General features: G+C 61.3%; 25 protein-coding genes. 15 read left to right on the top strand and 10 right to left on the bottom strand.

Features of this window, described 5'->3' with window-relative positions; all coding sequences use genetic code 11:
- A partial coding sequence (locus tag TX24_RS32265) for a hypothetical protein (RefSeq protein WP_208604730.1) occupies positions 1-271 on the top strand: 271 nt, incomplete at its 5' end.
- A 112-nt stretch (positions 272-383) separates the two neighbouring features.
- Here the strand turns inward: TX24_RS32265 and TX24_RS02780 are convergent.
- Both TX24_RS02780 and aptA read right to left on the bottom strand, forming a co-directional pair.
- Positions 384-1,877 carry a CoA-acylating methylmalonate-semialdehyde dehydrogenase gene (locus tag TX24_RS02780; protein WP_003188273.1) on the bottom strand — a complete coding sequence of 498 codons (1,494 nt, stop codon included), beginning with the start codon at positions 1,875-1,877 and terminating at the stop codon, positions 384-386.
- A gap of 39 nt (positions 1,878-1,916) precedes the next feature.
- Positions 1,917-3,266, bottom strand: a complete 1,350-nt coding sequence (aptA, locus tag TX24_RS02775) for an omega-aminotransferase AptA (protein ID WP_003188272.1) — start codon at positions 3,264-3,266, stop codon at positions 1,917-1,919.
- A gap of 126 nt (positions 3,267-3,392) precedes the next feature.
- Between aptA and TX24_RS02770 the strand changes: the two genes are divergently transcribed.
- The 6 genes from TX24_RS02770 to TX24_RS02745 all read left to right on the top strand — a co-directional run bounded on the left by TX24_RS02770 (position 3,393) and on the right by TX24_RS02745 (position 9,449).
- Complete coding sequence (locus TX24_RS02770; protein ID WP_003188270.1) at positions 3,393-4,313, top strand: LysR family transcriptional regulator; 921 nt, start codon at positions 3,393-3,395, stop codon at positions 4,311-4,313.
- Positions 4,314-4,401: 88 nt separating this feature from the next.
- Positions 4,402-5,796 carry a uracil-xanthine permease family protein gene (locus TX24_RS02765; protein ID WP_003188269.1) on the top strand — a complete coding sequence of 465 codons (1,395 nt, stop codon included), beginning with the start codon at positions 4,402-4,404 and terminating at the stop codon, positions 5,794-5,796.
- An 87-nt stretch (positions 5,797-5,883) separates the two neighbouring features.
- Positions 5,884-6,543, top strand: coding sequence for a TetR/AcrR family transcriptional regulator (locus tag TX24_RS02760; RefSeq protein ID WP_003188268.1), 660 nt, complete (start codon positions 5,884-5,886; stop codon positions 6,541-6,543).
- Between the two features lie 12 nt (positions 6,544-6,555).
- Entirely contained in the window at positions 6,556-7,137 is a 582-nt protein-coding gene (locus TX24_RS02755) for an IMPACT family protein (RefSeq protein WP_003188267.1), read from the top strand.
- A 56-nt stretch (positions 7,138-7,193) separates the two neighbouring features.
- On the top strand, positions 7,194-7,880 hold the full coding sequence (locus TX24_RS02750) for an SDR family oxidoreductase (RefSeq protein WP_003188266.1): 687 nt from the start codon (positions 7,194-7,196) through the stop codon (positions 7,878-7,880).
- A gap of 210 nt (positions 7,881-8,090) precedes the next feature.
- Positions 8,091-9,449, top strand: a complete 1,359-nt coding sequence (locus TX24_RS02745; protein ID WP_057709656.1) for an 8-oxoguanine deaminase — start codon at positions 8,091-8,093, stop codon at positions 9,447-9,449.
- Positions 9,450-9,524: 75 nt separating this feature from the next.
- On the opposite strand, the gene TX24_RS02740 is transcribed toward TX24_RS02745, so the two are convergent.
- The gene (locus TX24_RS02740; RefSeq protein WP_003188263.1) at positions 9,525-10,616 is read right to left on the bottom strand and encodes a calcium:cation antiporter; all 1,092 of its coding nucleotides are present in this window, start codon (positions 10,614-10,616) and stop codon (positions 9,525-9,527) included.
- Between the two features lie 193 nt (positions 10,617-10,809).
- Between TX24_RS02740 and TX24_RS02735 the strand changes: the two genes are divergently transcribed.
- Positions 10,810-11,763: an adenosine deaminase gene (locus TX24_RS02735; RefSeq protein WP_014716772.1), complete on the top strand. Its 954-nt coding sequence runs from the start codon at positions 10,810-10,812 to the stop codon at positions 11,761-11,763.
- A gap of 127 nt (positions 11,764-11,890) precedes the next feature.
- Here the strand turns inward: TX24_RS02735 and TX24_RS02730 are convergent, their stop codons facing one another.
- From TX24_RS02730 to TX24_RS02720, 3 genes are all read right to left on the bottom strand, one after another.
- A complete protein-coding gene (locus TX24_RS02730) occupies positions 11,891-13,261 on the bottom strand; it encodes an MFS transporter (RefSeq protein ID WP_057709655.1) in 1,371 nt (456 codons plus the stop codon).
- A 198-nt stretch (positions 13,262-13,459) separates the two neighbouring features.
- Positions 13,460-14,146, bottom strand: coding sequence for an ArsR/SmtB family transcription factor (locus TX24_RS02725; protein WP_034134632.1), 687 nt, complete (start codon positions 14,144-14,146; stop codon positions 13,460-13,462).
- Between the two features lie 153 nt (positions 14,147-14,299).
- A complete protein-coding gene (locus tag TX24_RS02720) occupies positions 14,300-15,211 on the bottom strand; it encodes a LysR family transcriptional regulator (protein WP_003188255.1) in 912 nt (303 codons plus the stop codon).
- Between the two features lie 117 nt (positions 15,212-15,328).
- Between TX24_RS02720 and TX24_RS02715 the strand changes: the two genes are divergently transcribed.
- The 3 genes from TX24_RS02715 (at position 15,329) to TX24_RS02705 (ending at position 17,101) form a co-directional block, all read left to right on the top strand.
- Positions 15,329-15,622 (top strand): putative quinol monooxygenase, encoded by a 294-nt coding sequence (locus tag TX24_RS02715; RefSeq protein ID WP_003188253.1) that lies wholly within the window; start codon positions 15,329-15,331, stop codon positions 15,620-15,622.
- 139 nt (positions 15,623-15,761) lie between these two features.
- Complete coding sequence (locus tag TX24_RS02710) at positions 15,762-16,775, top strand: zinc-binding alcohol dehydrogenase family protein (protein ID WP_003188251.1); 1,014 nt, start codon at positions 15,762-15,764, stop codon at positions 16,773-16,775.
- 146 nt (positions 16,776-16,921) lie between these two features.
- Entirely contained in the window at positions 16,922-17,101 is a 180-nt protein-coding gene (locus tag TX24_RS02705) for a hypothetical protein (protein ID WP_003188250.1), read from the top strand.
- Between the two features lie 8 nt (positions 17,102-17,109).
- Here the strand turns inward: TX24_RS02705 and TX24_RS02700 are convergent, their stop codons facing one another.
- Together TX24_RS02700 and TX24_RS02695 are read right to left on the bottom strand one after the other, a co-directional pair.
- The gene (locus tag TX24_RS02700) at positions 17,110-18,303 is read right to left on the bottom strand and encodes a multidrug effflux MFS transporter (RefSeq protein WP_003188248.1); all 1,194 of its coding nucleotides are present in this window, start codon (positions 18,301-18,303) and stop codon (positions 17,110-17,112) included.
- Between the two features lie 87 nt (positions 18,304-18,390).
- Entirely contained in the window at positions 18,391-18,588 is a 198-nt protein-coding gene (locus tag TX24_RS02695; protein ID WP_003188247.1) for a heavy-metal-associated domain-containing protein, read from the bottom strand.
- A gap of 147 nt (positions 18,589-18,735) precedes the next feature.
- Here TX24_RS02695 and TX24_RS02690 point away from each other — a divergent pair, with 147 nt between their 5' ends.
- From TX24_RS02690 to cueR, 3 genes are all read left to right on the top strand, one after another.
- Positions 18,736-19,116: a hypothetical protein gene (locus TX24_RS02690; protein ID WP_003188246.1), complete on the top strand. Its 381-nt coding sequence runs from the start codon at positions 18,736-18,738 to the stop codon at positions 19,114-19,116.
- Positions 19,117-19,339: 223 nt separating this feature from the next.
- A complete protein-coding gene (locus TX24_RS02685) occupies positions 19,340-21,541 on the top strand; it encodes a heavy metal translocating P-type ATPase (RefSeq protein WP_057709654.1) in 2,202 nt (733 codons plus the stop codon).
- A complete protein-coding gene (cueR, locus tag TX24_RS02680) occupies positions 21,538-21,939 on the top strand; it encodes a Cu(I)-responsive transcriptional regulator (RefSeq protein ID WP_003188242.1) in 402 nt (133 codons plus the stop codon). Before TX24_RS02685 ends, cueR begins: the two co-directional genes overlap by 4 nt.
- A gap of 134 nt (positions 21,940-22,073) precedes the next feature.
- On the opposite strand, the gene TX24_RS02675 is transcribed toward cueR, so the two are convergent.
- Positions 22,074-22,973, bottom strand: a complete 900-nt coding sequence (locus TX24_RS02675) for a PA4780 family RIO1-like protein kinase (protein ID WP_003188241.1) — start codon at positions 22,971-22,973, stop codon at positions 22,074-22,076.
- A 134-nt stretch (positions 22,974-23,107) separates the two neighbouring features.
- Positions 23,108-24,385: an acetyl-CoA C-acetyltransferase gene (locus TX24_RS02670; RefSeq protein WP_057709653.1), complete on the bottom strand. Its 1,278-nt coding sequence runs from the start codon at positions 24,383-24,385 to the stop codon at positions 23,108-23,110.
- Between the two features lie 113 nt (positions 24,386-24,498).
- Here TX24_RS02670 and TX24_RS02665 point away from each other — a divergent pair, with 113 nt between their 5' ends.
- Positions 24,499-25,851, top strand: coding sequence for a 3-oxoacyl-ACP reductase (locus tag TX24_RS02665; RefSeq protein ID WP_057709652.1), 1,353 nt, complete (start codon positions 24,499-24,501; stop codon positions 25,849-25,851).
- Position 25,852 lies beyond the last annotated feature (1 nt).

Genomic DNA, 25,852 nt, shown 5'->3' with positions numbered 1-25,852 from the left:
AGGCGCGCATTCTACAGCAGCCTCATTTGCTGTCAAGTGGTTATTTTCAGAAGTTTTCGAAGATTTCTTCAACAACTTCAACCACTTGCGCTTGCGATCTCTCGTAAGCGGGAGGCGAATTCTACAGCGTTACACGCTGCTGTCAACACCTCTTTTTCAACTTCCTTTTGGCTTCGATGAACTGAAGCAACTTGCTGTCGAGAACCGCGTAACTCATTGTTTACCAAGGAGTTTTCCGTTTCGACTGCGCCGGAAGTGGGGCGAATTATAGGCTTCCAGAATCTGCCGTCAACCTTCTTTTTCACATTTCTGTCATATAGGTCAAAAAAGCCCCAATGACGCAAAGGCCGGCCCCAAGGGGCCGGCCTTCTACCTACCGAGCCTTACAGACTAGGAAAGGCGAATTGCGACGCTTCATGGCTGGCCCGTTGCGGCCAACGCTGGGTGATCGCCTTGCGACGGGTATAGAAACGCACCCCGTCCGGACCATAGGCATGCAAATCGCCAAACAGCGAACGTTTCCACCCGCCAAAGCTGTGATACGCAACCGGCACTGGCAGCGGCACGTTAACGCCCACCATGCCGACTTCAATCTCATCACAGAACAGACGCGCCGCTTCACCGTCACGGGTGAAGATGCAAGTACCGTTGCCGTATTCATGCTCGTTGATCAGCTGCATCGCCGCTTCCAGGCTATCCACCCGCACTACGCATAGCACCGGCCCAAAGATCTCTTCTTTATAGATACGCATCTGCGGGGTGACGCGGTCAAACAAGCTACCGCCAAGGAAGAATCCTTGCTCATGCCCGGCAACACTCAAGCCACGGCCATCAACCACCAACTCGGCACCCGCCGACACACCGTCTTCTATATAACCACTGACTTTATCCCGCGCCTGCCCCGTCACCAACGGGCCCATATCCAGCCCGCAAGAAGTGCCCGCACCAATCTTCAACGCCTTGACCTGCGGCACCAGCTTGGCGATCAACGCATCCGCCACCTGATCGCCCACGCACACCGCCACCGAGATCGCCATGCAACGCTCACCGCAGGAACCATAAGCTGCGCCCATCAGGGCACTCACCGCGTTATCCAGGTCTGCATCCGGCATCAGCACCGCGTGATTCTTCGCCCCGCCCAGCGCCTGCACACGCTTGCCACGTTTGGTCGCTTCGGAATAGATGTACTCGGCAATCGGCGTAGAGCCTACAAAACTCAAGGCTTTGACTTCCGGCGCTTCGATCAGCGCATCCACCGCGCCCTTGTCGCCATGCACCACACTGAGCACGCCTTTAGGCAGCCCGGCTTCCTGCAACAGCTGCGCGATCAACAACGTCGAACTCGGGTCGCGCTCTGAAGGTTTAAGGATGAAACAGTTACCGCAGACGATCGCCAGCGGGTACATCCACAACGGCACCATCGCCGGGAAGTTGAACGGGGTGATACCCGCCACCACGCCCAACGGCTGGAAGTCCGACCACGCATCGATGTTCGGCCCTACGTTGCGGCTGTATTCACCCTTGAGAATCTCCGGTGCCGAGCACGCGTATTCCACGTTCTCGATCCCACGCTTGAGCTCACCCGCTGCGTCTTCCAAGGTCTTGCCATGTTCTTCGCTGATCAACTGCGAGATCCGTGCTTCGTTCTGCTCCAGCAATTGCTTGAAACGGAACATCACTTGGGCACGCTTGGCTGGCGGCGTATTGCGCCAGGCCGGAAACGCAGCCTTGGCCGAATCAATCGCCTGTTGAATGGTTTCACGACTGGCCAACGGCACCTGGTGAATCACCTGGCCGGTAGACGGGTTATAGACGTCGGCACTACGACCGCTGTCGTTGACCAGTTCACCGTTGATCAAATGCTGGATAAGGCTCATGCAGGGCTCCTGAAAAATTGTTCTATATAGAAGGAGAAATCAGTCGATCTTGTTCAGCACTTCGCCGACCGCGTCAAACAGACGGTCCAGGTCCTGCGGCTTGCTGTTGAAGGTTGGGCCGAACTGCAGGGTGTCACCGCCAAAACGCACATAGAAACCGGCCTTCCACAACGCCATGCCGGCCTCGAATGGGCGCACGATGGCATCCCCATCGCGCGGGGCAATCTGGATCGCACCGGCCAGGCCGTAGTTGCGAATGTCGATCACATTCTTGCTGCCTTTCAAACCGTGCAGCGCATTCTCAAAGTGCGGCGCGACTTCAGCCACGCTCTGCACCAGGTTTTCTTTCTGCAACAGGTCCAATGCCGCCAATCCCGCCGCGCAAGCCACCGGGTGCGCCGAGTAGGTGTAGCCGTGGGGGAATTCCACGGCGTATTCCGGCGTCGCCTGGTTCATGAAGGTCTGGTAGATCTCGCTGCTGGCAATCACCGCGCCCATCGGGATAGCGCCGTTGGTGACTTGCTTGGCGATGCACATCAGGTCCGGGGTCACGCCGAAGCTGTCGGCACCGAACATCGAGCCGGTGCGGCCAAAGCCGGTGATCACTTCGTCAAACACCAACAGGATATTGTGCTGGTCGCAAATTTCGCGCAGGCGCTTGAGATAACCCTGAGGTGGCACCAATACGCCAGCGGAACCGGCCATCGGCTCGACAAACACGGCGGCGATGTTCGACGCGTCATGCAGCTCGATCAGCTTGAGCAACTCATCGGCCAAGGCAATACCACCCTGCTCCGGCATACCCCGGGAGAAGGCATTGCTGGCCAGCAAGGTGTGAGGCAGATGGTCAACATCCATCATCGCCTGGCCAAACAGCTTACGGTTACCGTTCACACCGCCCAGGCTGGTACCGGCGATGTTCACGCCGTGGTAACCCCGGGCGCGACCAATCATCTTGGTCTTGGTGGCCTGGCCTTTCAGGCGCCAGTAGGCCCGCACCATTTTCACCGCTGTATCGGCGCATTCAGAGCCCGAATCGGTAAAGAACACATGATTGAGGTTGCCTGGGGTCAGGTCGGTGATCTTTTCCGCCAACTGGAAGGACAACGGATGACCGTACTGAAAGCCTGGGGAGTAGTCCAAGGTGCCCAATTGCTTGGCGACCGCTTCCTGGATTTCCTTGCGCGTATGCCCGGCGCCACAGGTCCACAGGCCCGACAACGAATCATAGACCTTGCGCCCCTTGTCATCGGTCAACCAGCTACCTTCAGCGGCCACGATCAGGCGAGGATCACGCTGGAAGTTGCGGTTGGCGGTGTAAGGCATCCAGTGCGCATCCAGCTTCAATTGGCTGGCCAGGGACGATGGGGCGTTTTCGGGCATGTTCATCAGCAAAACCTCGCAGGGCAAAAGGCAGCGTCGGGATTGAAAAAGCGTTGTTGCAGCTAAATTGCCACGGGGATAAAGTCGGTGAAATCCAACTCTTCTAACCTTCAGTCAGGACTTCACTAAACTATGAGCAGCCGTCGTCCCGACCCTTTGGCACAAGTCAGTGACTTCGATATTCGCCTGCTGCGCATCTTTCGCAGCGTGGTGGAGTGCGGCGGCTTCTCGGCAGCGGAAACCGTCCTTGGCATCGGGCGCTCGGCCATCAGCCAGCAGATGAGCGACCTTGAACAACGGCTCGGGCTGAGGCTCTGCCAACGCGGCCGCGCCGGGTTCTCTCTGACAGAAGAAGGCCGCGAGGTTTATCAATCTGCCCTGCAACTGCTGAGTGCCCTGGAAAGTTTTCGCACCGAAGTCAACGGCCTGCACCAACATTTGCGCGGAGAGTTGATCATTGGCCTCACCGACAACCTGGTGACCCTGCCCCATATGCGCATCACCCACGCATTGGCGCAGCTGAAGGAACGCGGCCCGGACGTGCAGATCCAGATCCGCATGATCGCCCCCAATGAAGTGGAGCAAGGCGTACTCGACGGTCGCCTGCACGTCGGTGTGGTGCCCCAGGCCAGCGCACTGTCGGGCCTGGAATACCAGCCGCTGTACAGCGAACGCTCCTTGCTCTATTGCGCGGTCGGCCACCCGCTGTTTTACGCCGACAACAAGCAACTCGACGACGAACGCATTGACAGCCAGGACGCCATCGCCCCCACCTTCCGCTTGCCCGCGGAGATCCAGGCCCATTACCAGGCGCTCAACTGCACCGCCAGCGCCTCAGACCGTGAAGGCATGGCGTTCCTGATTCTCACCGGGCGCTATATCGGCTACTTGCCCGATCATTACGCCAGCCTGTGGGTACAACAAGGCCGACTGCGTGCGCTAAAACCGGCTACACGTTTTTACGATTTGAGCCTGGCATCGGTCACGCGCAAGGGCCGTCGCCCTCATTTGGTGCTGGAAAGTTTCCTCGAAAGCCTGGCCGCCACCCGCTAAATCGGGCGCTACACAAAAAGCTGAGCACCTGGACAGCTTTTTGCAAGGGCTCAAGGACCTTGAACCGTCCGCCTTGAGTTAACCCGCCATGCCTCCAGAATCCTCCAGCCCCAGCGACCTGATCTACGGCCTCAACGACCGGCCGAAACCACTGCCCGCTCTCCTCGCGGCGCTGCAACATGTACTGGCGGCGTTCGTCGGCATCATTACGCCGCCGCTGATTATTGGCTCCACCCTCGGCCTCACCGCTCACCTGCCCTACCTGATCAGCATGGCGTTGATGGTTTCCGGCGTAGGCACCTTTATCCAGGCACGCAGGCCGTTTGGCATCGGTGCCGGTATGATCTGCCTGCAAGGCACCAGCTTTGCGTTTCTCGGCGCGGTGTTGTCAGCAGGCTTTCTGGTCAAGCAACGCGGTGGCAGCCCGGAAGACATTCTGGCGATGATCTTCGGCGTGTGCTTCTTCGGCGCGGCAGTGCAGATCGTATTGAGCCGCTTTATCGGCCAGCTGCGCCGCGTGATCACACCGCTGGTGACCGGCATTGTGATTACGCTGATCGGCATCAGCCTGATCAAAGTGGGCATCACCGACCTCGGCGGCGGTTTCAATGCACCGGACTTCGGCGCCCCCGCCAACCTGGCGCTGGGCCTGTTCGTGGTACTGACGATCATCCTGCTCAACCGCTCGAACACGCCCTGGGTACGTTTGTCGGCCATCATCATCGGCCTGGCCCTGGGCAGCCTGGCGGCGTGGTTCAGCGGCAAACTGATTCCCCAGGCGTTGCCTGACTTGCCATTGGTCAGCCTGCCTACACCATTCCGCTTTGGTTTCAACTTCGACTGGAGCGCCTTCCTGCCGATTGCGTTGATTTATCTGATCAGCAGCATCGAAACCGTCGGCGATCTCACCGCCAATTGCATGATTGCCCGCCAGCCCATCAGCGGCCCTTCTTATATAAGCCGGCTCAAGGGCGGCGTGCTCGGCGATGGGGTGAGCTGCATGATCGCCGCCACTTTCAGCGCCTTCCCCAACACCACGTTTGCCCAGAACAATGGCGTGATCCAACTCACCGGCGTGGCCAGCCGTTATGTCGGTTTATACATCGGCGTGTTGCTGTTCTGTCTGGGCCTGTTTCCGCTGATCGGCGCTGTACTGCAGCAGATCCCCAAGCCGGTACTGGGCGGCGCCACCCTCGTGATGTTCGGCAGCGTGGCCGCGGCAGGCGTGCGCATCCTCGCCCAGGCGCCGCTGGACCGACGCAGCATGCTGATCATCGCCACCTCGTTCGGCGTTGGCCTGGGTATCGCCGCGCAACCCAACCTGCTGCACCTGATGCCGACTCTGGTGCAGAACCTGTTCGACTCCGCCATCACCAGCGGCGGCATCACCGCCATTGTGTTGTGCCTGTTACTGCCGGAGGCCAAGGCAAGTACCGCCGCCGCAAACCACAACCCGGAACGCGACAGCCTGGAACCGCTTTGACGGTTTTATTGCATCAGGACTTGTCTGAGGCTTGAGGGTGGGTTATCTGTGCACACGTCGTCTCTATCGATCAGCACGGAAACCTCCATGAGCCTCGAAGTTCCTGCCCACAGCAACCACGCCGGTAAACCCGCCAGCCGCATTCGGCAAAAGAACGAACAAGCGATTCTCCAGGCTGCTGAAGATGAATTCGCGCGTCATGGCTACAAAGGCACCAGCATGAACACCATCGCTGCCAGTGCCGGGCTGCCCAAGGCCAACTTGCACTACTATTTCACCAACAAGCTGGGCCTGTACGTCGCGGTGCTGAGCAATATCCTCGAACTGTGGGACAGCACCTTCAACGCGCTGACCGCCGAAGATGACCCGGCCGTGGCGCTCGCTCGTTACATCCGCACCAAGATGGAATTCTCGCGCCGCCAGCCCCAGGCCTCGCGGATCTTCGCCATGGAGATCATCAGCGGCGGCCAATGCCTCACTGAATATTTCGGCCAGGACTATCGGGCCTGGTTCAGTGGCCGTGCCGCGGTGTTCCAGGCCTGGATCGACGCTGGCAAAATGGACCCCGTCGACCCCGTGCACCTGATCTTCCTGCTGTGGGGCAGCACCCAGCACTACGCTGACTTCGCCACCCAGATCTGCCGTGTTACCGGTCGCACCAAGCTGACCAAGCAGGACATGGAAGATGCTGGCACCAACCTGATCCATATCATTCTCAAAGGCTGCGGCATCAAGCCAGCCCTATAAACGAAGCAATTTATGTCTTTTACGCTCACCGGCTTTTGCGAGTTTCGTGAAGAAATACGCAAAAGTCGCTTTATCACCTTGGCGGCGCCGATTACCAGCCCGCAAGACGCCCAGGCGTTTTTCGAGCAGCACAGCGACCTCAACGCCACGCACAACTGCTGGGCCTGGAAGCTGGGCGATCAATACCGCAGCAGCGATGACGGCGAACCCGGAGGCACCGCCGGGCGCCCGATTCTTGCGGCCATCGAGGCCCAGGGCTTTGATCAGGTGACCGTCTTGGTGATCCGCTGGTACGGCGGCATTCAACTGGGCACGGGTGGATTGGCCCGGGCCTATGGCGGCGGGGCCAATAAATGCCTGCAGAATGCCGAACGCATCGAGCTGATCAGCCGCGTCCCCCTGCGTTGCGCCTGCGGGTTCTCTGAACTGAACCTGGTGAAGCTGCGTGTCGCTGAACTCGGCGGGCTTGTGGTGGAAGAAACCTTCACCGCCAACGGCGTAGAGCTGCAGCTCGCCCTGGGGGAGGCGCACATCGACACCCTGCAAACCCAGCTCGCCGACCTGAGCCGTGGGCGCATCCTGCTCGAACGCTGAAACTGCTACTGTTATGCGCTGAACTCCCTGAACCGCGATTTCAAAGGAAGCCTTTCATGTCTACGCCAAAAACCGCACTGATCATCGGCGCCTCGCGCGGGCTGGGCCTTGGCCTGGTCAAGCAACTGCTCCAGGACGGCTGGGACGTGACCGCGACCGTGCGCGACCCGAACAAGGCCGATGCCCTGAAAGCCGTGGGGCCGGTGCAGATCGAGAAGTTGGATATGGACGATCAGCAAGCCGTGATCGCCCTGGCCCAACGCCTGAAAGATCGTACCTTCGACCTGCTGTTCGTCAACGCCGGCGTCAAGGGCCCGGCCAACCAGGAACCCGGCCACGCGACCCTGGCGGAAGTCGGCCAGTTGTTCTTCACCAACGCCGTGGCGCCGATCAACCTGGCCCAGCGTTTTGTCGGGCAGATCCGCAAAGACACCGGCGTGCTGGCCTTCATGAGTTCGGTACTGGGCAGCGTGACCATTCCCGACGGCTCGGACCTGGCGCTGTACAAGGCCAGCAAAGCCGCGCTCAATTCGATGACCAATAGCTTTATCACGCAACTGGGCGAGCCCAAGCCGACGGTGCTGTCGCTGCATCCGGGCTGGGTGAAGACCGACATGGGCGGCGAAAACGCCCACATCGACGTCGAGACCAGCGTGCGCGGCCTGGTGGACCAGGTAAATGCCTACACCGGCAAAGGCGGCCACCACTTCGTCGACTACAAAGGCGACACCATCGCCTGGTAATCCCCAAACTGTAGGAGCGAGCTTGCTCGCGAAGAACGCCCAGGCAACGCGTTAAACCAGACTGCCCGCGTCATCGTTGACGATTTTCGCGAGCAAGCTCGCTCCCACAGAGGTAAACTGCCCACCTCGCCCTTCCCGGCGACCCTGGATCAGCAGACAGGGCAACACTGAGCTGGCAAACCTGAACCCATCATTCAGAGGAGCCGGCCAATGCCTGCGACCCGTATCTGGTTAAAAAACCCCCTCGCGATTTTCACTGCCAATGGCCTCGATGCCCGTGGCGGCCTGGTGCTGCAAGACGGTGTCATCACCGAAGTGCTGGCCCAAGGGCAAGCGCCTGCACAACCCTGCGCGCAGGTGTTCGATGCCCGCGAGCATGTGGTGCTGCCTGGGCTGATCAATACACACCACCACTTCTATCAAACCCTGACCCGCGCCTGGGGCCCGGTGGTCAACCAGCCGCTGTTTCCCTGGCTGAAAACCCTGTACCCGGTATGGGCGCGGCTCACGCCGGAAAAACTCGCCCTGGCCAGCAAAGTCGCCTTGGCTGAACTGCTGCTCTCGGGCTGCACCACGGCGGCCGATCACCACTACCTGTTCCCCGATGGTTTGGAAAACGCCATTGATGTGCAGGTCGAGACCGTGCGCGAACTGGGCATGCGCGCCATGCTCACCCGCGGTTCCATGAGCCTGGGCGAAGCCGATGGCGGCCTGCCGCCGCAGCAAACCGTGCAGCAAGGCCAAGTGATCCTCGACGACAGCCAGCGCCTGATCCGCGAATATCACCAGCGCGGTGACGGCGCGCAGATCCAGATCGCCCTGGCGCCGTGCTCGCCGTTTTCCGTCACCCCCGAAATCATGCAAGCCAGTGCCGAGCTGGCCAACCAGTTGGACGTGCGCCTGCACACCCACTTGGCGGAAACCCTCGATGAGGAAGATTTCTGCCTGCAACGCTTCGGGCTGCGTACCGTGGATTACCTCGACAGCGTCGGCTGGCTTGGCCCCCGCACCTGGCTGGCCCACGGCATTCACTTCAACCCGGACGAAATCGAGCGCCTGGGCGCCGCCGGCACCGGCATCTGCCATTGCCCAAGCTCGAATATGCGCCTGGCCTCCGGCATCTGCCCTACCCTGGACCTGCTTGCCGCCGGCGCCCCCATCGGCTTGGGTGTGGACGGCTCGGCCTCCAACGACGCTTCGAACATGATCCTTGAAGCGCGTCAGGCCCTGTACATTCAGCGCCTGCGTTATGGCGCGGAAAAGATCACCCCCGAAGGCGTATTGGGCTGGGCCACCAAGGGCTCGGCACAGTTGCTGGGGCGCACGGACATTGGCGAGTTGGCCGTCGGCAAACAGGCGGATCTGGCACTGTTCAAGCTCGATGAACTGCGCTTCTCCGGCAGCCATGACCCCATTTCCGCGCTGCTGCTGTGCGGCGCGGATCGGGCAGACCGGGTGATGATTGGTGGCAAGTGGCGGGTGATCGACGGCCAAGTCGAAGGCCTGGACCTCAAGGGCTTGATCGCCGATCACAGCCAGGCAGCGCGCCAGTTGATCGCGGGAACCTAAGCCAGGCACCAATCAAAAATGTGGGAGCGAGCAAGCCCGCTCCCACCTTGGAACTGCGGCACCTTTCAAATCGGGTTAAAGCCCCAACAGCGACAGCATGATAAAAGTCGCAAACAACACAAAATGCGTCATCCCTTCTATCGCATTGGTTTCACCATCGTTGAGGTTGATCGCGCTGACGATCAGGGTGATAAACACCATCACCGTTTGCACCGGCGTCATCGCCATCTGGAACGGCTGCCCGGTATAGAGCGCCATGGCTTCCATCACCGGCACCGTCAGAATCACCGTAGACAACGAAGCCCCCAGCGCGATGTTGACCACCGACTGCATGCGGTTGGCCAACGCGGCGCGCAGTGCCGTGAGGATTTCCGGCGCGGCCGAAATAGCCGCCACCACAATCGCGGTAATCACCGGCGGTGCGCCTGTGCCTTCCAGGCCCAGGTCGAGGGTCTTGGACATCACCTCGGCCAACGCGCCAATCACGATCACCCCAAACACCAGGGTCGCAATGGAAAACGTCAGGCTGACAGACGGCGCGTGCTCGTCTTCGGGCTGTTTCTTGCGGCGTTTTTCCGGGTAGCTGTAGCTGAAGAAATAACTGTGCGGCCCCACCTGCATGCGCAAAAACAAGGTGTAAAGCACCACCATCGCGCCAATGGTGAAGGCCGAGTAAATTTTCCAGTCGGCTTCGGGGATAAATTCCGGCACCACCATCGACACACCCATGGCGGTAAGGATCATCACGCTGTAGGTGCGCGCCGAGTCATCGTTGTAGGACTGTTCGCCATGCTTGATACCGCCCATCAGCGCAGCCAGGCCGAGGATGCCGTTGATATCCAGCATCACCGCCGAGTAAATGGTGTCGCGCACCAAAGTGGGGGATGGCTCGTTGCTCATCATGATCGCCAGGATCACCACTTCCACCAATACGGCGGCGAGGGTCAGGATCATGGTGCCGTAGGGGTCGCCGACTTTTTCCGCCAACTGCTCGGCGTGATGGGCCACGCGCATCGATGCCATCACGATAAACGCGATCAGCGCAAAGCCGGCCAGCAGCGCAACCAGTTGGCCGCTGTGGAGCATCCAGTGTTCCAGCGGGTAGGCGGCGATGGCGGCAATCAGCGCCAGCAGCATGAATTTTTCTTGCTTGAGGGATGTGAGCATTCCGGGCCTTTTCGTACAACAAATCAGTCTTTGATGGGGTACAGACTGCGCCGAGCCGCTAACGTTTCGTTACACCTTAGTTCAGGCCGCCCTTGCGTGAGTGACAGAAATACTCTCCTGCTGGTCAGGTTTTGCCGATTATTTCAGCCATGGCCTGTAGAATGCCGCCATTGCACCTGATGAGATTTTAAAAATGTACGATTGGCTCAACGCCCTGCCCAAGGCTGAATTGCACCTGCACCTGGAAGGCTCGCTGGAGCCTGAGCTGCTGTTCGCCCTGGCCGAGCGCAACAAGATTGCGCTGCCATGGAACGACGTCGAAACCCTGCGCAAGGCCTACGCCTTCAACAACCTGCAAGAGTTTCTCGACCTGTATTACAAGGGCGCCGATGTACTGCGCACATCCCAGGACTTCTACGACCTGACCTGGGCCTACCTGCTGCGCTGCAAAGCCCAGAACGTGATCCACACCGAACCCTTCTTCGACCCGCAAACCCACACCGACCGTGGCGTGCCGTTCGAAGTGGTGCTCAACGGCATCGCCGCTGCACTCAAAGACGGCGAGCAGCAACTGGGCATCACCAGCGGTTTGATCCTCAGTTTCCTGCGCCACCTGAGCGAAGACGAAGCGCAGAAAACCCTCGACCAGGCGCTGCCGTTCCGTGACGCGTTCGTGGCCGTGGGCCTGGACAGTTCGGAAATGGGCCACCCACCGAGCAAGTTCCAGCGCGTGTTCGACCGTGCCCGTCACGAAGGCTTTTTGACCGTGGCCCACGCCGGTGAAGAAGGCCCGCCCGAGTACATCTGGGAAGCCATCGACCTGCTGAAAATCCAGCGCATCGACCATGGCGTGCGCGCCATCGAAGATGAGCGCTTGATGCAGCGCATCATCGACGAGCAGATCCCGTTGACCGTGTGCCCGCTGTCCAACACCAAGCTCTGCGTGTTCGACGACATGGCCCAGCACAACATCCTCGACATGCTCGAACGTGGCGTGAAGGTTACAGTGAACTCGGATGACCCGGCGTACTTCGGCGGTTACGTCACCGAGAACTTCCATGCGCTGCACACCAGCCTGGGCATGACCCAGGACCAGGCCAAACGCCTGGCACAGAACAGCCTGGATGCGCGGCTCGTGAAGCCATAACTGAATAGACCTGGACTCAAACTGTGGGAGCTGGCTTGCCTGCGATAGCGGTGTATCAGCCAGCCTCTTATTACCTGACCTACCGCTATCGCGGGCAAGCCCGGCTCCCACATTGACCCCATCAGCTTCAAGCCTGTGTGAGTTCTTCCAGGGTCTTGCCCTTGGTCTCCATCCCAAACAGCCACACCACCAGCGCCGCCACCGCAAAGCACAGCGCGCCCAAGGCAAATACCCCGCCCTGCCCGGTTATCGGGAACACCAACCCGGTCACCAACGGCCCCAGCAACGAGCCAACCCGCCCAATCGCCGACGCAAACCCCGAGCCGGTCGCACGTGCCGAGGTGGGATACAACTCCGGCGTGTAGGTGTACAGCACCGCCCACATGCCAAACAGGAAGAACTGCATCAATAATCCCGAAGTAATCAGCAGGCCCACGTTGCCGCCAAACACTGCGCTCTGCCCATAAAGAAACGCCATCACCCCGCCGCCCAATAAGGTGACTACACACACGGGCTTGCGCCCCCAGCGTTCGACCAACCACGCGGCCATCAAAAAGCCTGGGATCCCGCCCAGGGAAATGATCACCGTGTAATACACCGACTGGGTCACGGCAAAACCCGATTGCTGCAACAACGCACTCAACCACGACGTCAGCCCGTAGAACCCAAGCAGGGCGAAGAACCACACACTCCAGATCATCATCGTGCGTTGGCGGTACTGCGCCGACCACAGTTGCTGGAACGCGGAGAAAAACGTCCCCGGCGCACTCTCGATCCGTGGCAGGGCAATCGGCTCCGGCAAGTCGGCGCGGCCCAGGGAATCGCGCACTTTCTGCTCGATGCCCAGCAAGACCTTGTCCGCCGCCTCATGGCGCCCCGCCTGTTCCAGCCAACGCGGCGACTCCGGGATAAAGAAACGGATGGCCAGCACAAACACCGCCGGTATCGCCAACACCAGGAAGATGTCGCGCCAGCCAATCACCGGCAACAAGAAGTAAGACAACACGCCCGCCGCCACAAAACCCAATGGCCAGAAACCATCCATCAAGGCGATGTAACGTCCACGTCGCTTGGCCGGTATCAGCTCCGACAGCATCGACTGGGCAATGGGAAACTCCATGCCCATGCCAATGCCCAGCAAAATCCGAAACAACGTCAGCGTGTCCACTGTCTGCGCCGTGGAACACAGGTAGCTCGCCAGGCCCCAGAGTACGATGCTCCACTGGAACACCGGTTTACGCCCAAAGCGATCAGCAAGCATCCCGGACAGCGAAGCGCCCACTACCATGCCGAAAAAACTCGAACTGGCCAGCAACCCGGCCTGGGCCGTGCTCAGGCCAAACTCGGTTTTGATCGAGCCCAACAGGAAGGTCATCATCGCCAGGTCCATGGAGTCGAAAAAAAACGCCAGGGCGATGATGATGAAAATGATTCGGTGGTAACCGCTGATGGGCAACCGTTCCAGGCGTTCCGCCGCGCTATAACCCTGCCTACCCATGCTGCACCCCTCGTATGAAAAATCCCCCTTACGAGTGTGCGACATCGTTTGCGCCGGCTATTGCTGGATGCGACCTGACAACACCTGAGAACGACGCCAACTCCTGTAGGAGCGAGCTCGCTCGCGAAGATCGTTAACGATAACGCGGGGCATCTGCATAAAACGGCGCACTCACGTTTTTCGCGAGCACGCTCGCTCCTACAGTTTGGCGATGCGGGTTATGTGCTCAAGCCCTACATCAGTGACAGACAAGGCCCGAGATTCGTTGATCACGCTGATCCAGTTCGCCTGCAAAAACAGCTGCATCAAGCCCGCCCCCAACGCACCGCCCAGGTGGGGTTGTTGCTGGCTCCAGTCGAAGCAGTCGCAGGCCAGCGGCGTTGCCAGTGCCTGAGTGAAAATGCCCAGTTCCGCCAACGCCTGCACACCCTTGGGCGTCACTTCGGTACGCGGCTCATGGCGCTCGATCCATCCGGCCTCCAGCATCCGTTGATACAGCTGCGCCGCCAGCTCGCCGCCGAGGTGGCCGTGGCACCAGCGGGCGCGGCGCAGCAACGGCGGTGCCCGCAGCGCCGGCGGCAACACATCCGGAGTGCTGCGGGCCGCGCTGGCCATGGTGGTGCTGGCCAACGCATCGATGGCGGCACTGACATCGGCGGCCGCTACCCGAAACAGGCGCTGGCCCCGCCGCGCTTCGATCCGCAACAGGCCGCTGCCGGTCAGCCGCGCCAAATGCGCATTGGCTGACGCTGGCGACAACTCGGCCAGAGCCGCCAGTTCTTCTGAAGACTTCGCCGAACCGTCCATCAAGGCCCAGAGCATGGCCGTGCGTTTAGGCTCGGCGAGCAAGCTGGCGATCTGACTGATGCAAGGTGCTGCTCCCATGTATTCACTCCCTGTTAAACCATTTTTTCTGCTGCGGTTGACGCCCAAGTATAGGTGCGCAGGCCATAGGCTCCGCGGCGTCTGACAATGCAGATCAGGACAGGATATGAGTGAAACTTCCGAGCGTGGCGCAGGCTATTGCCGAGAACCCATTCACCCCGGTCGCTGCGCGGTCAATGTCGCACAACGGGACACGAGCATGTCCCGCAGCAGATTGATGGGTTTACTCAATTGCGCACGGTGGGCGCACAGCAAGTTGAGCGGGGTGCGCTCGCCCTGCAGTTCCGGCAGGATCAAACGCAAGCGCCCGGCCAACACATCGGTGCTCACATCCAGCCACGACTTGTAGGCGATGCCCATGCCCGCCACCGCCCAGCGGCGCACCACATCAGCGTCATCGCTGAAGCGATCGCCGCTGACCGTCAGGCTTACGTGGCGCTTGCCATCGTAAAAACCCCAGTGGTCGTGGACGCGGCTGCCGAGCATGTACAGCAGGCAATTGTGCTGGGCCAATTGTTCCAGATGCCGCGGCTCGCCATGCCGGGCGAGGTAACTGGGCGCAGCGCAGAGCACGCGAATATTGTCCGGGGCGATGGGCAGCGCAATCAGGCTGGAGTCTTCGGGTTCGCCGTAGCGCAGGGCAATGTCCACGGGCTGGCGGAACAGGTCGGCGATGCGATCACCAAGCAACAGGCGCACGTTCAGTTGCGGATGCTCCTGCTGGAACGCATCCAGCCACGGCAACAGTTGGTTGCGACCAAAATCCGAGGGTGCGGACAATTGCAGCACACCACTGACGTGATCCTGGCCACTGGCCAATAGGCGCCGCCCTTCATCCAGCGCGCTCAGTGACGCCCGCGCATACTCCAGGAAGCCCTCGCCTTCGGCCGTCAGGCGCAGGCTGCGGGTGGAACGTGCCAGCAAGCGCGTACCCAGTTGCTGTTCGATCCGCTTGAGCGCGGCGCTGGCCACCGCCGGCGACAGGTCCATGACCCGCGCCGCGGCCGACAGGCTGCCCAAGTCCGCCGCCCGCACAAACAACTGTAAATCATCAAAACGCAGCATGCATTCCTGTCCATTATCAATATTTGGTTGAAACAGCCTGCTGTTTTAGCCGCTTTTATCGGCGTGGGAAATAGCCAATCATCTGCCCATCCCGTTAGCCCGTGCCAGGAGTCGACTATGTCCACCGCTTTTAATGTCATCGCCACGCTGATCGCCAAACCCGGCCAGCACGCCACCCTGGAAACCCTGCTGCGCGGCCTGCTGGAACCGACCCGCCTGGAAGCCGGTTGCGAGCAGTACGACCTGCACCAGGACCTGCAACACCCCGAGACCTTCTACATGCTCGAGCGCTGGAGCGATGACGCGGCGCTGGCCGACCACGACCAGAGCGCGCATATCCAGAGCTTTCGCGCCAAGGCCGCCGATGTGATCGAACACTTCGAACTCAAGCGCCTGAAATTTCTCGCCTGATCCCGCCTTTTTTCTGTAGGAACGAGCTTGCTCGCGAAAACCTAAAGACCGACGCGTTAAACCAGAAACACCGCGTCATCGTTAACGCTTTTCGCGAGCAAGCTCGCTCCTACCTTGACCGTATTCACTTGGAGTCATCATGAAAGCCATCGCCTACTACGCCTCACTGCCGATCAACGATCCAAAATCCCTGCAAGACATCGAACTACCAGCCCCCGAGGCCGGCCCCCGTGACCTGTTGGTGGAAGTCAAAGCCATCTCGGTCAACCCGGTGGACACCAAAGTGCGCCAGAACGTCGCCCCGGAAAATGGCGCCGCCAAAGTGCTGGGTTGGGACGTGGCGGGTGTGGTCAAGGCGGTCGGCAGTGACGTGACGTTGTTCAAGGCCGGCGACAAGGTGTACTACGCCGGTTCCCTGGTACGCCCAGGCGGCAACAGCGAACTGCACACCGTGGATGAACGCATCGTCGGCCATATGCCCAAGAGCCTGGGGTTTGCCGAAGCGGCCGCATTGCCGCTGACCGCCATCACCGCGTGGGAGCTGTTGTTCGAACGTTTGCAGGTGGCTGAAGGCAAAGACGATCAAGGCCAGAGCCTGCTGATCGTCGGCGCTGCCGGTGGTGTGGGGTCGATCCTGACTCAACTGGCTAACCAGCTCACGGCGCTGAAGGTCATCGGCACCGCCTCACGCCCCGAGACCCAGGCATGGGCCAAGGCCCTGGGCGCACACCTGGTGATCGACCACAGCCAGCCGCTGAGCGAAGCGTTGAAACAGGCCGGGCACGGGCATGTCACCCACGTTGCCAGCCTGACCCAGACCGAGCATCACCTGGACCAACTGGTCGAAGCGCTGCAACCCCAAGGCAAGCTGGCGTTGATCGACGATCCCAAGGCCCTGGATGTGAGCAAGCTCAAGCGCAAGAGCCTGTCGCTGCACTGGGAGTTCATGTACACCCGTTCGATGTTCGAGACGCCAGACATGATCGAGCAGCACAACCTGCTCAACCGCGTGGCCGAACTGATCGACGCCGGCATCCTGAAAACCACGGTAGGCGAGCACTTCGGCGTGATCAATGCGGCGAACCTGCGCCGCGCCCACGCCCTGCTGGAAAGCGGCAAGGCCAAGGGCAAGATCGTGCTGGAAGGGTTCTGAAAAAACGGCTGTCAGCGTCGTCCGTTATCTACGTAGGTAATGGACTACACCATTAGTCCGAGAGTTGATCCTTGTCATCTTTATGAGCCCGTTCAGGTTTATATTGGCCGCCTTTGCCACGATTCTTTTACGTGAGGAAGTCAGCAATGAAAATCCTGATAAAAGCGTTAGCAAAATCCCCAGGCAGCCAATGGCAAGTTCGTCTCGACGGCGAGGCCATCAACTTTCGCAGTGAGGCCGAGGCCCGCGCTTTTGCCGACACGCTGCAAGCCCGGATCCAGGCGCCCCATCGCTTCCCTCTCAACCAGCAACGTTCCGCTGGCTGAGACCAACTTCAGACCTGCGCCTGTACGGCCCTTGCCCGTTGCAGGCGCTGAGTCGCCATGGCAATGGTCACCGCCAGCACACCGCATAGGCTGATGACCATGGCCATCGGCATCGCCGTGCCGTCGTGCAACACGCCGACCAACGACGCCGCGCCTGCCGCCACACCGAACTGAATGCAACCGAGCAACGCCGACGCGCTGCCGGCCCGAGCGCCCTGCCCGCTCATGGCACAGGCCGAGGTATTCGGCAAAATACAGCCCAGGCTGGCGATACAGATAAACAGCGGCACCAACAACGGCCATAGCGCCTCGGTACGCAACGCGGCAATCCCCAACAGCGTCAACGCCGCCGCCACGTACACCCACACAGTGCGCGACAGCAAAAACGCCGGGCCGCGCTTGGCCAGCAAGCGTGCGTTCAGTTGCGCCACCAGGATAAAGCCCGCGGCGTTGGAGCCGAACAACCAGCCGTAATGCTCGGCCGGCACGCCATAGAGCTTGATAAACACGAAGGGGGAGCCGGCGATGTAGGCAAACATCCCGGCAATCGAGATGCCGCCGGTCAAGGCATAACCCAGGTACACCCGGTCTGACAGTAGCGAGCCGTAGCGGCGCAACGAGCCCGACAACGGCTGGCGCGGCTGATCGGCAGGGAAGGTTTCCGGCAACCCGACCGCCACCGCGATGGCCGCCATCACGCTGAACAACGACAACGCCAGGAAAATCGACTGCCAGCCCCACACGCCGACCATCAGGCCACCGGCCAATGGCGCCAGGATCGGGGCCAGGCCGGTCACCAGCATCAGTTGCGAATACACCTTGGCCGAGCCCACGGCATCGCATTTGTCACTGACCACCGCCCGGGAAATCACCATGCCCGCACACCCGCCAAGGGCCTGCACGAAGCGCGCGCCAATCAGCCATTCCAGGGACGGCGCATACGCACAAGCGAAAGACGCGAGGGTAAACAGGGTGACGCCGCTGAGCAGCGGCACACGCCGGCCAAAGCGGTCGGCCAACGGCCCGTAGATCAATTGACCAATGGCCAGGCCGGCGAAATACACGGCCAGGGTCAGCTGGATATGTTTTTCGTCAGTGGCGAAGGCCGTGGCCATTGCCGGAAAGCCCGGCAGGTAAAAATCGATCGCCAACGGCGCGAAGGCGCTCAAGGCGCCCAGAATCAGGATTATGCGAAGGTTCATCAGACACCCAAGTGAGTCGGCAGCTCAACAGTCTAGCCGCGCTTGGGTGCCATGAACATTACGTTAGGTGGCTAACGATCAGAAAAATCACGCCAGCTTGGCGCTGTAGCCTTCCTCGGTAATCAGGTCGATCACTTTGTCCGAGGACAGACCGCTTGCCACCCGCACTTCTTTGGCCTTCAAATCGACTTCCACACTCGCCGCCGGATCCTGGCTCTGTACCGCCTGGGTCACCGCTTTAACACAATGGCCGCAGGTCATTCCTTCAACGCTGAATATTTGCATGACATGACTCCTTTGATGAGGTTGAGCCCAGTGTCGAGCTTGCCATGATGGCAAGGTCAAGTTCTCAGTATTTCTGCCGGGCTGGTATTCGGCGGCGACGTCGGCCAAGCTTCAACCTTCCTAGCTGTGAACCACGGAGCATTCGCCATGCGCTGGTTGTTTTTTGCCCTTGCCGGCCTGATGAGCTTGCCTGCCGCTGCGCCCCAGGCCCTCGCTGCTGAAGATTATGCAGTGCTGATTATTTCCCGCGAACGCCTGGAAGTGCCGACCTACTGCGAGATCGGCCTGTATATCCAGGACCAACTCGCCGGGCGTCTGTTCCAGGAACAGGCCACTTCATTCAATCTTCCCCCCGGCGATACGTCGCTGCGCCTGAAGCTTTTGCCGGGCCAAGCGCCAGGCTGTCAGCCGGGCATGCTCGCACCTGCCGCGCAGAACATCACTTTGAAAGCCGGTGATGTACGCAAATTGCGCATTGCCCTGGGCCCGGACGGCATGTACCTCAAAGCTGCGGCATTGGAATACTGAGTAACCCCACGATCGTTCCCACGCTCTGCGTGGGAACGCCTCATCGGACGCTCCGCGTTCCGGGTACAAGGCACTACTTCAACGCCAGGGTGACGCGGAGCGTCACGGGCTGCATTCCCACGCAGAGCGTGGGGACGATCGCAGAGCGTGGGAACGATCGGGCTTGACCTTCCCCACAGGTTAAGGTTGATCCTAGTGGCAACTTCTCTTGGAGGACTGCCCCATGAATGGATCCACCACCTTTGACCTGCCCATCGGCGGCATGACCTGTGCCAGCTGTGCCGGGCGGGTCGAGCGCGCGCTGGGCAAGGTGCCGGGCGTGCAACGTGTCAGCGTCAACCTGGCCAATGAACGCGCGCACATCGAAGTACAGGGCCAGATGGACCCCAGCGTGCTGATCGCCGCCGTCGACAAGGCCGGCTACACCGCCACCCTGCCCCAAAGCGAAACCGCCACCGACGCCGATCAGGCCCGGCGTCTGCGCCGCGAGCGCTGGTCGCTGGTGGCGGGCATTCTGCTGGCGTTGCCCTTGGTGCTGCCGATGCTGGTAGAACCCTTCGGCCTGCACTGGATGCTCCCCGCCTGGATACAGTTTGCCCTGGCCACGCCAGTGCAATTCATCCTGGGTGCGCGCTTCTATGTCGCCGCCTGGAAAGCCGTGCGCGCCGGCGCCGGCAATATGGACCTGCTGGTGGCGATCGGCACCAGCGCCGGCTACGGCCTGAGTATCTATGAATGGCTCACCGCCGCCCCAGGCGTGACGCCGCACCTGTACTTCGAAGCCTCGGCGGTGGTGATCGCCCTGGTGCTGCTGGGCAAATACCTGGAAAGCCGCGCCAAGCGCCAGACCGCCAGCGCCATCCGCGCCCTTGAAGCCTTGCGTCCGGAACGGGCGATCCGCGTGCAGGACGGCCGCGAAGAAGACGTCGCCATCAGTGCCTTGAAGCACGGTGACCTGGTGCTGGTCAAACCCGGCGAACGCTTCCCGGTGGACGGTGAGGTGGTAGAAGGCCAGAGCCATGCCGATGAGGCGCTGATCAGCGGCGAAAGCCTGCCAGTGCCGAAACAGCCCGGCGACGCGGTCACCGGTGGCGCCATCAACGGTGAAGGCCGTTTGCTGGTGCGCACCCTGGCCTTGGGCGCGGAAAGCGTGCTGGCGCGCATCATCCGCCTGGTCGAAGACGCCCAGGCCGCCAAGGCGCCGATCCAGAAACTGGTGGATAAAGTCAGCCAGGTGTTCGTGCCGGCCGTGCTGGTATTGGCGCTGATCACCGTGGTGGGCTGGTGGCTGTACAGTGCCTCCCTGGAAACCGCCATCATCAATGCGGTCGCCGTATTGGTGATCGCCTGCCCTTGTGCCTTGGGCCTGGCCACGCCGACCGCGATCATGGCTGGCACCGGCGTCGCCGCACGCCACGGCATCCTGATCAAGGACGCCGAAGCCCTGGAGCGCGCCCATGCCGTGAGCGCCGTGGTGTTCGACAAAACCGGCACCCTCACCTCCGGCGCGCCCAACATTGCCCACTTGGCGGCCGTGGATGGCAACGAAGCCCTGTTGTTGCAACAGGCCGGCGCCTTGCAACGCGGCAGTGAGCACCCACTGGCCAAGGCAGTGCTGGATGCTTGCCGCGAACGAGGCTTGGACGTGGCCGATGTGAGCGCCAGCCAATCCCTGACCGGGCGCGGCATTGCAGGTACGCTCGACGGTCGTCCATTGGCGCTGGGCAATCGCCGCTTGCTGGAAGAGACCGGCCTGGACGCAGGCGATTTAGGCCCGCGTGCCAAGGAATGGGAAGCCGAAGGCCGCACCTTGTCCTGGCTGATCGAGCAAGGCGCGCAACCCCGCGTGCTGGGGCTGTTTGCCTTTGGCGACACGCTCAAGCCCGGCGCGTTGCAGGCCGTGCAGCAACTCAAGGCGCAGCACATCAGCAGCCACTTGATCACCGGCGATAACCACGGCAGCGCACGGGTGGTGGCCGAGGCCTTGGGCATCGACGATGTGCATGCCGAAGTACTGCCTGCCTATAAAGCCGCTGCCGTGGCCGAGCTGAAAAAAACCGGCGTGGTGGCCATGGTCGGCGACGGTATCAACGATGCGCCCGCCCTGGCCGCTGCCGATATCGGCATCGCCATGGGCGGCGGCACCGACGTAGCCATGCACGCCGCCGGCATTACCTTGATGCGTGGCGACCCGCGCCTGGTGCCGGCCGCCCTGGAGATCAGCCGCAAGACCTACGCGAAAATTCGACAGAATCTGTTCTGGGCCTTTGTGTATAACTTGATCGGCATTCCCCTGGCCGCCTTCGGCCTGCTCAACCCGGTACTGGCTGGCGCCGCCATGGCCTTATCCAGCGTCAGCGTGGTGAGTAACGCCCTGTTGTTGAAAACCTGGAAACCCAAGGACTTGGAGGATCAACGCCCATGAACATCGGCCAAGCCGCCCGCACCAGCGGGCTAAGCGCGAAGATGATTCGCTACTACGAATCCATTGGCCTGCTGAAAACCGCCCACCGCACCGACAGCGGCTACCGCGTGTACGGCCACGATGACCTGCACACCCTGACGTTCATCAAGCGCTCGCGGGACCTGGGGTTTTCACTGGAAGAAGTCGGCAAGTTGCTGACCCTGTGGGAAGACCGCCAGCGAGCCAGCGCCGACGTAAAAGCCTTGGCGCGCCAGCACATCGACGAGCTCAATCACAAGATTCGCGAGCTGGGGCAACTGCGCGATACCTTGCAGGACCTGATGGAGCACTGCCAGGGCGATCATCGGCCCGATTGCCCGATCCTCAAGGAATTAGCAGCGGGTAACTGCTGCGCCTGACAGACAGCACAATGATCGTTCCCACGCTCCGCGTGGGAATGCCGCTTTCGACGCTCCGCGTCACGCTTTAGGACGCAGAGCGTCCAGGGATGCATTCCCACGCAGAGCGTGGGAACGATCAGCGCCGTTGTAAGTTACTGCATCCAAGGCGGTGGCGGTGGCTCGTCCGGTACTTTGCTCGGTGGCGCATCATCCGCTGCGCGAATCGCCTGGCGACGCTCTTCGTCCAGCCGCGCCGCTTCGATTTCGCGGATCACACCGCCCACATCCGCCAGTTCTTCCGGTTCGTCGAACTCACCGGTCAACACACTGGCCGGGTGCAAGGTGCCGGCTTCATACAGCGCCCACATTTCCTTGGCGTACTTGGTCTTCTTCAACTCCGGGGCAAAACGCCCGAAGTAGGAAGCCATGTTGCCGACGTCGCGCTCCAGCATGTTGAAGGCGTGGTTGTTGCCCGCCGCATCCACCGCCTGGGGCAGGTCGATGATCACCGGGCCCGTAGGCGTGAGCAGTACGTTGAACTCGGACAGGTCACCGTGCACCAGGCCGGTGCACAGCATCAGCACGATCTGGGAGATCAGGAAGGCGTGGTATTCGCGCGCCTGGTCCGGGTCCAGCACGACGTCATTCAGACGCGGCGCCGCATCGCCGTATTCGTCGGCCACCAGTTCCATCAACAGCACGCCTTCAAGAAAGTCGTACGGCTTGGGCACGCGAACGCCCGCACCGGCCAGGCGGAACAGCGCCGCCACTTCAGCGTTCTGCCAGGCATCTTCGGTTTCTTTCTTGCCGAACTTGGAGCCCTTGGCCATGGCTCGCGCCTGGCGGCTGTTACGGACCTTACGGCCTTCCTGGTATTCGGATGCCTGACGAAAACTTCGTTTATTCGCCTCCTTGTAAACCTTGGCGCAACGCAATTCATTGCCGCAGCGCACCACATAAACAGCTGCTTCTTTACCACTCATCAGAGGGCGCAGCACTTCGTCGACCAGACCGTCTTCGATCAGGGGTTCAATGCGTTTAGGAGTCTTCATCAGCTTTTATTGTGGGTCCTGTATTACCAAACACGCGTGTGGAACTCGTTATACGGCAATCGGCTCGCCGGGGGGAGAGGCTACTGACCTCTGACCCCTTGGGAATGCATTCAATGGGCCAATTTTATCGGCAATCAGCGTTCGATTATCGCCGTCACGCCTTGACCACCGGCGGCACAAATGGAAATCAGCCCACGGCCCTTGCCCGCCGCATCCAACAATTTAGCCAAGTTGGCGACGATCCGCCCACCGGTGGCGGCAAACGGATGGCCCGCCGCCAGGGAACTGCCCTTGACGTTGAGCCGGCTGCGGTCGATCGACCCCAGCGGTGCGTCCAGGCACAGGCGGGTCTTGCAATAGTCGGCGTCTTCCCAAGCCTTGAGCGTGCACAGCACTTGGGCGGCGAAGGCTTCGTGGATTTCATAGTAATCAAAGTCCTGCAAGGTGAGGCCGTTGCGCGCCAGCAAGCGTGGCACCGCATAAACCGGCGCCATCAACAGGCCCTCGGCGCCGTGGACAAAATCCACCGCCGCTGCTTCGCCATCACGCAGGTAAGCCAGGATTGGTAGCCCACGCTCCTTGGCCCACGCCTCGCTGCCCAGCAGCACCAGAGAGGCACCATCGGTCAGCGGTGTGGAGTTGCCCGCGGTGAGCGTGCCCTTTTCGCTGCGCTCGAAGGCCGGCTTGAGGCTGGCGAGTTTTTCCAGGGTCAGGTCGGGGCGCAGGTTGTTGTCGCGGGTGAGGCCGAGAAAGGGCGTAAGCAAATCGTTGTGCCAGCCTTCGGCGTAGGCCGCCGCCATCTTCTGATGGCTCTCCAACGCCAGTTGGTCCTGCTCGGCGCGGGGGATCTGCCAAGTCTGGGCCATCAGCTCGCAGTGCTGGCCCATGGACAAACCCGTGCGCGGTTCGCCGTTGCGCGGCAGCTCCGGCTTGAGGTGCTGGGGACGAAGTTGTAACAGAACCTTTAATTTGTCCGCCATGGATTTACTGCGGTTGGCTTTGAGCAGCAACTTGCGCAGCCCTTCATCCACACCAATCGGCGCGTCCGAGGTGGTGTCCACCCCGCCGGCAATGCCGCATTCGATCTGGCCCAGGGCAATTTTATTGGCCACCAGCAGCGCCGCCTCAAGCCCCGTGCCGCAGGCTTGCTGGATGTCGTACGCAGGGGTTTGCGGTGACAGGCGCGAGCCGAGCACGCATTCACGCGTCAGGTTGAAATCACGGGAATGCTTGAGCACCGCGCCGGCGGCCACCTCGCCCATGCGCAGGCCGTGCAGGTTGTAGCGCTCGATCAGGCCCTCCAGCGCGGCGGTCAGCATCGCCTGGTTACTCGCCGTGGCGTAGGGGCCATTGGAACGGGCGAAAGGAATGCGGTTACCGCCAATGATCGCTACACGGCGCAATTGAGTCATGGAAAGCTCCCTTGTGGTAGTGGGTGGAATCATCAAGCCTAGCCTAGGCTCAATCGAACGACTGCCACCCCAGGGTGGTCAACCTTTGAACCCCAGCCTTCGGAGAGCGTTCCATGTCTGACCGTTATATCGACTTCGCCAACTCAAGCCTCGGCCATCGCCTGGTCGCCGCCATTGGCCTGCCGTCACCGGTACGCCTGGAACGCTGGCAAGCCGGACGCCTGCGCCCGGTCGAAGGCGCACTGCTGCTGGGCGGTGGCGCACTGGCGACCCAGGTGCTGGCGTTTGCCAACCGACTCACCGACGCCGTCTACAGCTACGGCGCCGAAGCCTCGACAGCGCCCGCGTGGATTCCAGGGCACGGCCCCAAGCTCAAGGCGGTGGTGTTCGACGCCAGCAGTTTGCAGCAAGCCGACCAGCTCAAGCAGCTGCGCGAATTCTTCCAACCACTGCTTAAAAACCTCGACCACAGTGCCCACTTGGTGATCCTTGGCCGGGCGCCGGAAAGCCTCAGCGATCCGTTCGCCGCCAGCGCCCAGCGCGCCCTGGAAGGGTTCAGCCGTTCCCTGGCCAAGGAGCTGCGCAGCGGTGGCGTGCTGCAGTTGCTCTACGTGGGCGACGGCGCTGAAGACCAGTTGGAAGGCGCGCTGCGGTTTTTCCTCTCGCCCAAGAGCGCTTACATCTCGGGCCAGGTCATTCGCCTGGCAGCTTGCGATACCCCGGTGCAAGACTGGACGCGCCCGCTGGCCGGGCGCAAGGCATTGGTTACCGGCGCCGCTCGAGGCATCGGTGCCTCCATCGCCGAAACCCTGGCCCGCGACGGCGCCGAGGTCATTCTGCTCGATGTGCCCCAGGCCAAGGCTGACCTCGAAGCCCTGGCCGCACGCCTGAATGCGCGCACGGTGGTGCTGGATATCTGCGCCGAAGACGCCGCCCGCCAACTGGCTGAACACCTGCCAGACGGGCTCGACATCCTGGTGCACAACGCCGGCATCACCCGCGACAAAACCCTGGCCAACATGACGCCCGAATACTGGGACGCAGTGCTGGCGGTCAACCTCAAGGCACCGCAACTGCTGACCAAGGCCCTGCTCGACAGCGGCACCCTGCAAAACAACGCACGGGTAGTGTTGCTGGCCTCCATCAGTGGCATCGCCGGCAATCGTGGGCAAACCAACTATGCCGCGAGCAAGGCCGGGCTGATCGGCCTGGCTCAAGCCTGGGCGCCGCTGTTGAAGGAACGTGGGATCAGCATCAACGCCGTTGCGCCCGGCTTTATCGAAACCCAAATGACCGCGCATATCCCCTTCGCCCTGCGCGAGGCCGGGCGCCGCATGAGCTCCCTGGGCCAAGGTGGCTTGCCTCAGGATGTGGCCGAAGCCGTCGCCTGGCTGAGCCAACCGGGTTCCGGTGCGGTCAGCGGCCAGGCGCTGCGGGTGTGTGGGCAAAGTCTTCTGGGAGCGTGAG

Origin of the sequence: Pseudomonas lactis (assembly GCF_001439845.1) — a bacterium.
GTDB classification, from domain to species: domain Bacteria; phylum Pseudomonadota; class Gammaproteobacteria; order Pseudomonadales; family Pseudomonadaceae; genus Aquipseudomonas; species Aquipseudomonas lactis.
This window is presented reverse-complemented; position numbering and strand designations above follow the sequence as displayed.

Coding starts and splice junctions, on each gene's coding strand:
- TX24_RS02750 (WP_003188266.1), top strand. CDS start 7,194: ATGTCTACGCCAAAAACCGCACTGATCATCGGCGCCTCGCGCGGGCTG.
- TX24_RS02765 (WP_003188269.1), top strand. CDS start 4,402: ATGCCTCCAGAATCCTCCAGCCCCAGCGACCTGATCTACGGCCTCAAC.
- TX24_RS02685 (WP_057709654.1), top strand. CDS start 19,340: ATGAATGGATCCACCACCTTTGACCTGCCCATCGGCGGCATGACCTGT.
- TX24_RS02690 (WP_003188246.1), top strand. CDS start 18,736: ATGCGCTGGTTGTTTTTTGCCCTTGCCGGCCTGATGAGCTTGCCTGCC.
- TX24_RS02725 (WP_034134632.1), bottom strand. CDS start 14,146: ATGGGAGCAGCACCTTGCATCAGTCAGATCGCCAGCTTGCTCGCCGAG.
- TX24_RS02745 (WP_057709656.1), top strand. CDS start 8,091: ATGCCTGCGACCCGTATCTGGTTAAAAAACCCCCTCGCGATTTTCACT.
- TX24_RS02740 (WP_003188263.1), bottom strand. CDS start 10,616: ATGCTCACATCCCTCAAGCAAGAAAAATTCATGCTGCTGGCGCTGATT.
- TX24_RS02675 (WP_003188241.1), bottom strand. CDS start 22,973: ATGAAGACTCCTAAACGCATTGAACCCCTGATCGAAGACGGTCTGGTC.
- TX24_RS02720 (WP_003188255.1), bottom strand. CDS start 15,211: ATGCTGCGTTTTGATGATTTACAGTTGTTTGTGCGGGCGGCGGACTTG.
- TX24_RS02760 (WP_003188268.1), top strand. CDS start 5,884: ATGAGCCTCGAAGTTCCTGCCCACAGCAACCACGCCGGTAAACCCGCC.
- TX24_RS02700 (WP_003188248.1), bottom strand. CDS start 18,303: ATGAACCTTCGCATAATCCTGATTCTGGGCGCCTTGAGCGCCTTCGCG.
- TX24_RS02780 (WP_003188273.1), bottom strand. CDS start 1,877: ATGAGCCTTATCCAGCATTTGATCAACGGTGAACTGGTCAACGACAGC.
- TX24_RS02670 (WP_057709653.1), bottom strand. CDS start 24,385: ATGACTCAATTGCGCCGTGTAGCGATCATTGGCGGTAACCGCATTCCT.
- TX24_RS02755 (WP_003188267.1), top strand. CDS start 6,556: ATGTCTTTTACGCTCACCGGCTTTTGCGAGTTTCGTGAAGAAATACGC.
- TX24_RS02695 (WP_003188247.1), bottom strand. CDS start 18,588: ATGCAAATATTCAGCGTTGAAGGAATGACCTGCGGCCATTGTGTTAAA.
- cueR (WP_003188242.1), top strand. CDS start 21,538: ATGAACATCGGCCAAGCCGCCCGCACCAGCGGGCTAAGCGCGAAGATG.
- TX24_RS02735 (WP_014716772.1), top strand. CDS start 10,810: ATGTACGATTGGCTCAACGCCCTGCCCAAGGCTGAATTGCACCTGCAC.
- TX24_RS02665 (WP_057709652.1), top strand. CDS start 24,499: ATGTCTGACCGTTATATCGACTTCGCCAACTCAAGCCTCGGCCATCGC.
- TX24_RS02770 (WP_003188270.1), top strand. CDS start 3,393: ATGAGCAGCCGTCGTCCCGACCCTTTGGCACAAGTCAGTGACTTCGAT.
- aptA (WP_003188272.1), bottom strand. CDS start 3,266: ATGAACATGCCCGAAAACGCCCCATCGTCCCTGGCCAGCCAATTGAAG.
- TX24_RS02715 (WP_003188253.1), top strand. CDS start 15,329: ATGTCCACCGCTTTTAATGTCATCGCCACGCTGATCGCCAAACCCGGC.
- TX24_RS02710 (WP_003188251.1), top strand. CDS start 15,762: ATGAAAGCCATCGCCTACTACGCCTCACTGCCGATCAACGATCCAAAA.
- TX24_RS02730 (WP_057709655.1), bottom strand. CDS start 13,261: ATGGGTAGGCAGGGTTATAGCGCGGCGGAACGCCTGGAACGGTTGCCC.
- TX24_RS02705 (WP_003188250.1), top strand. CDS start 16,922: ATGAAAATCCTGATAAAAGCGTTAGCAAAATCCCCAGGCAGCCAATGG.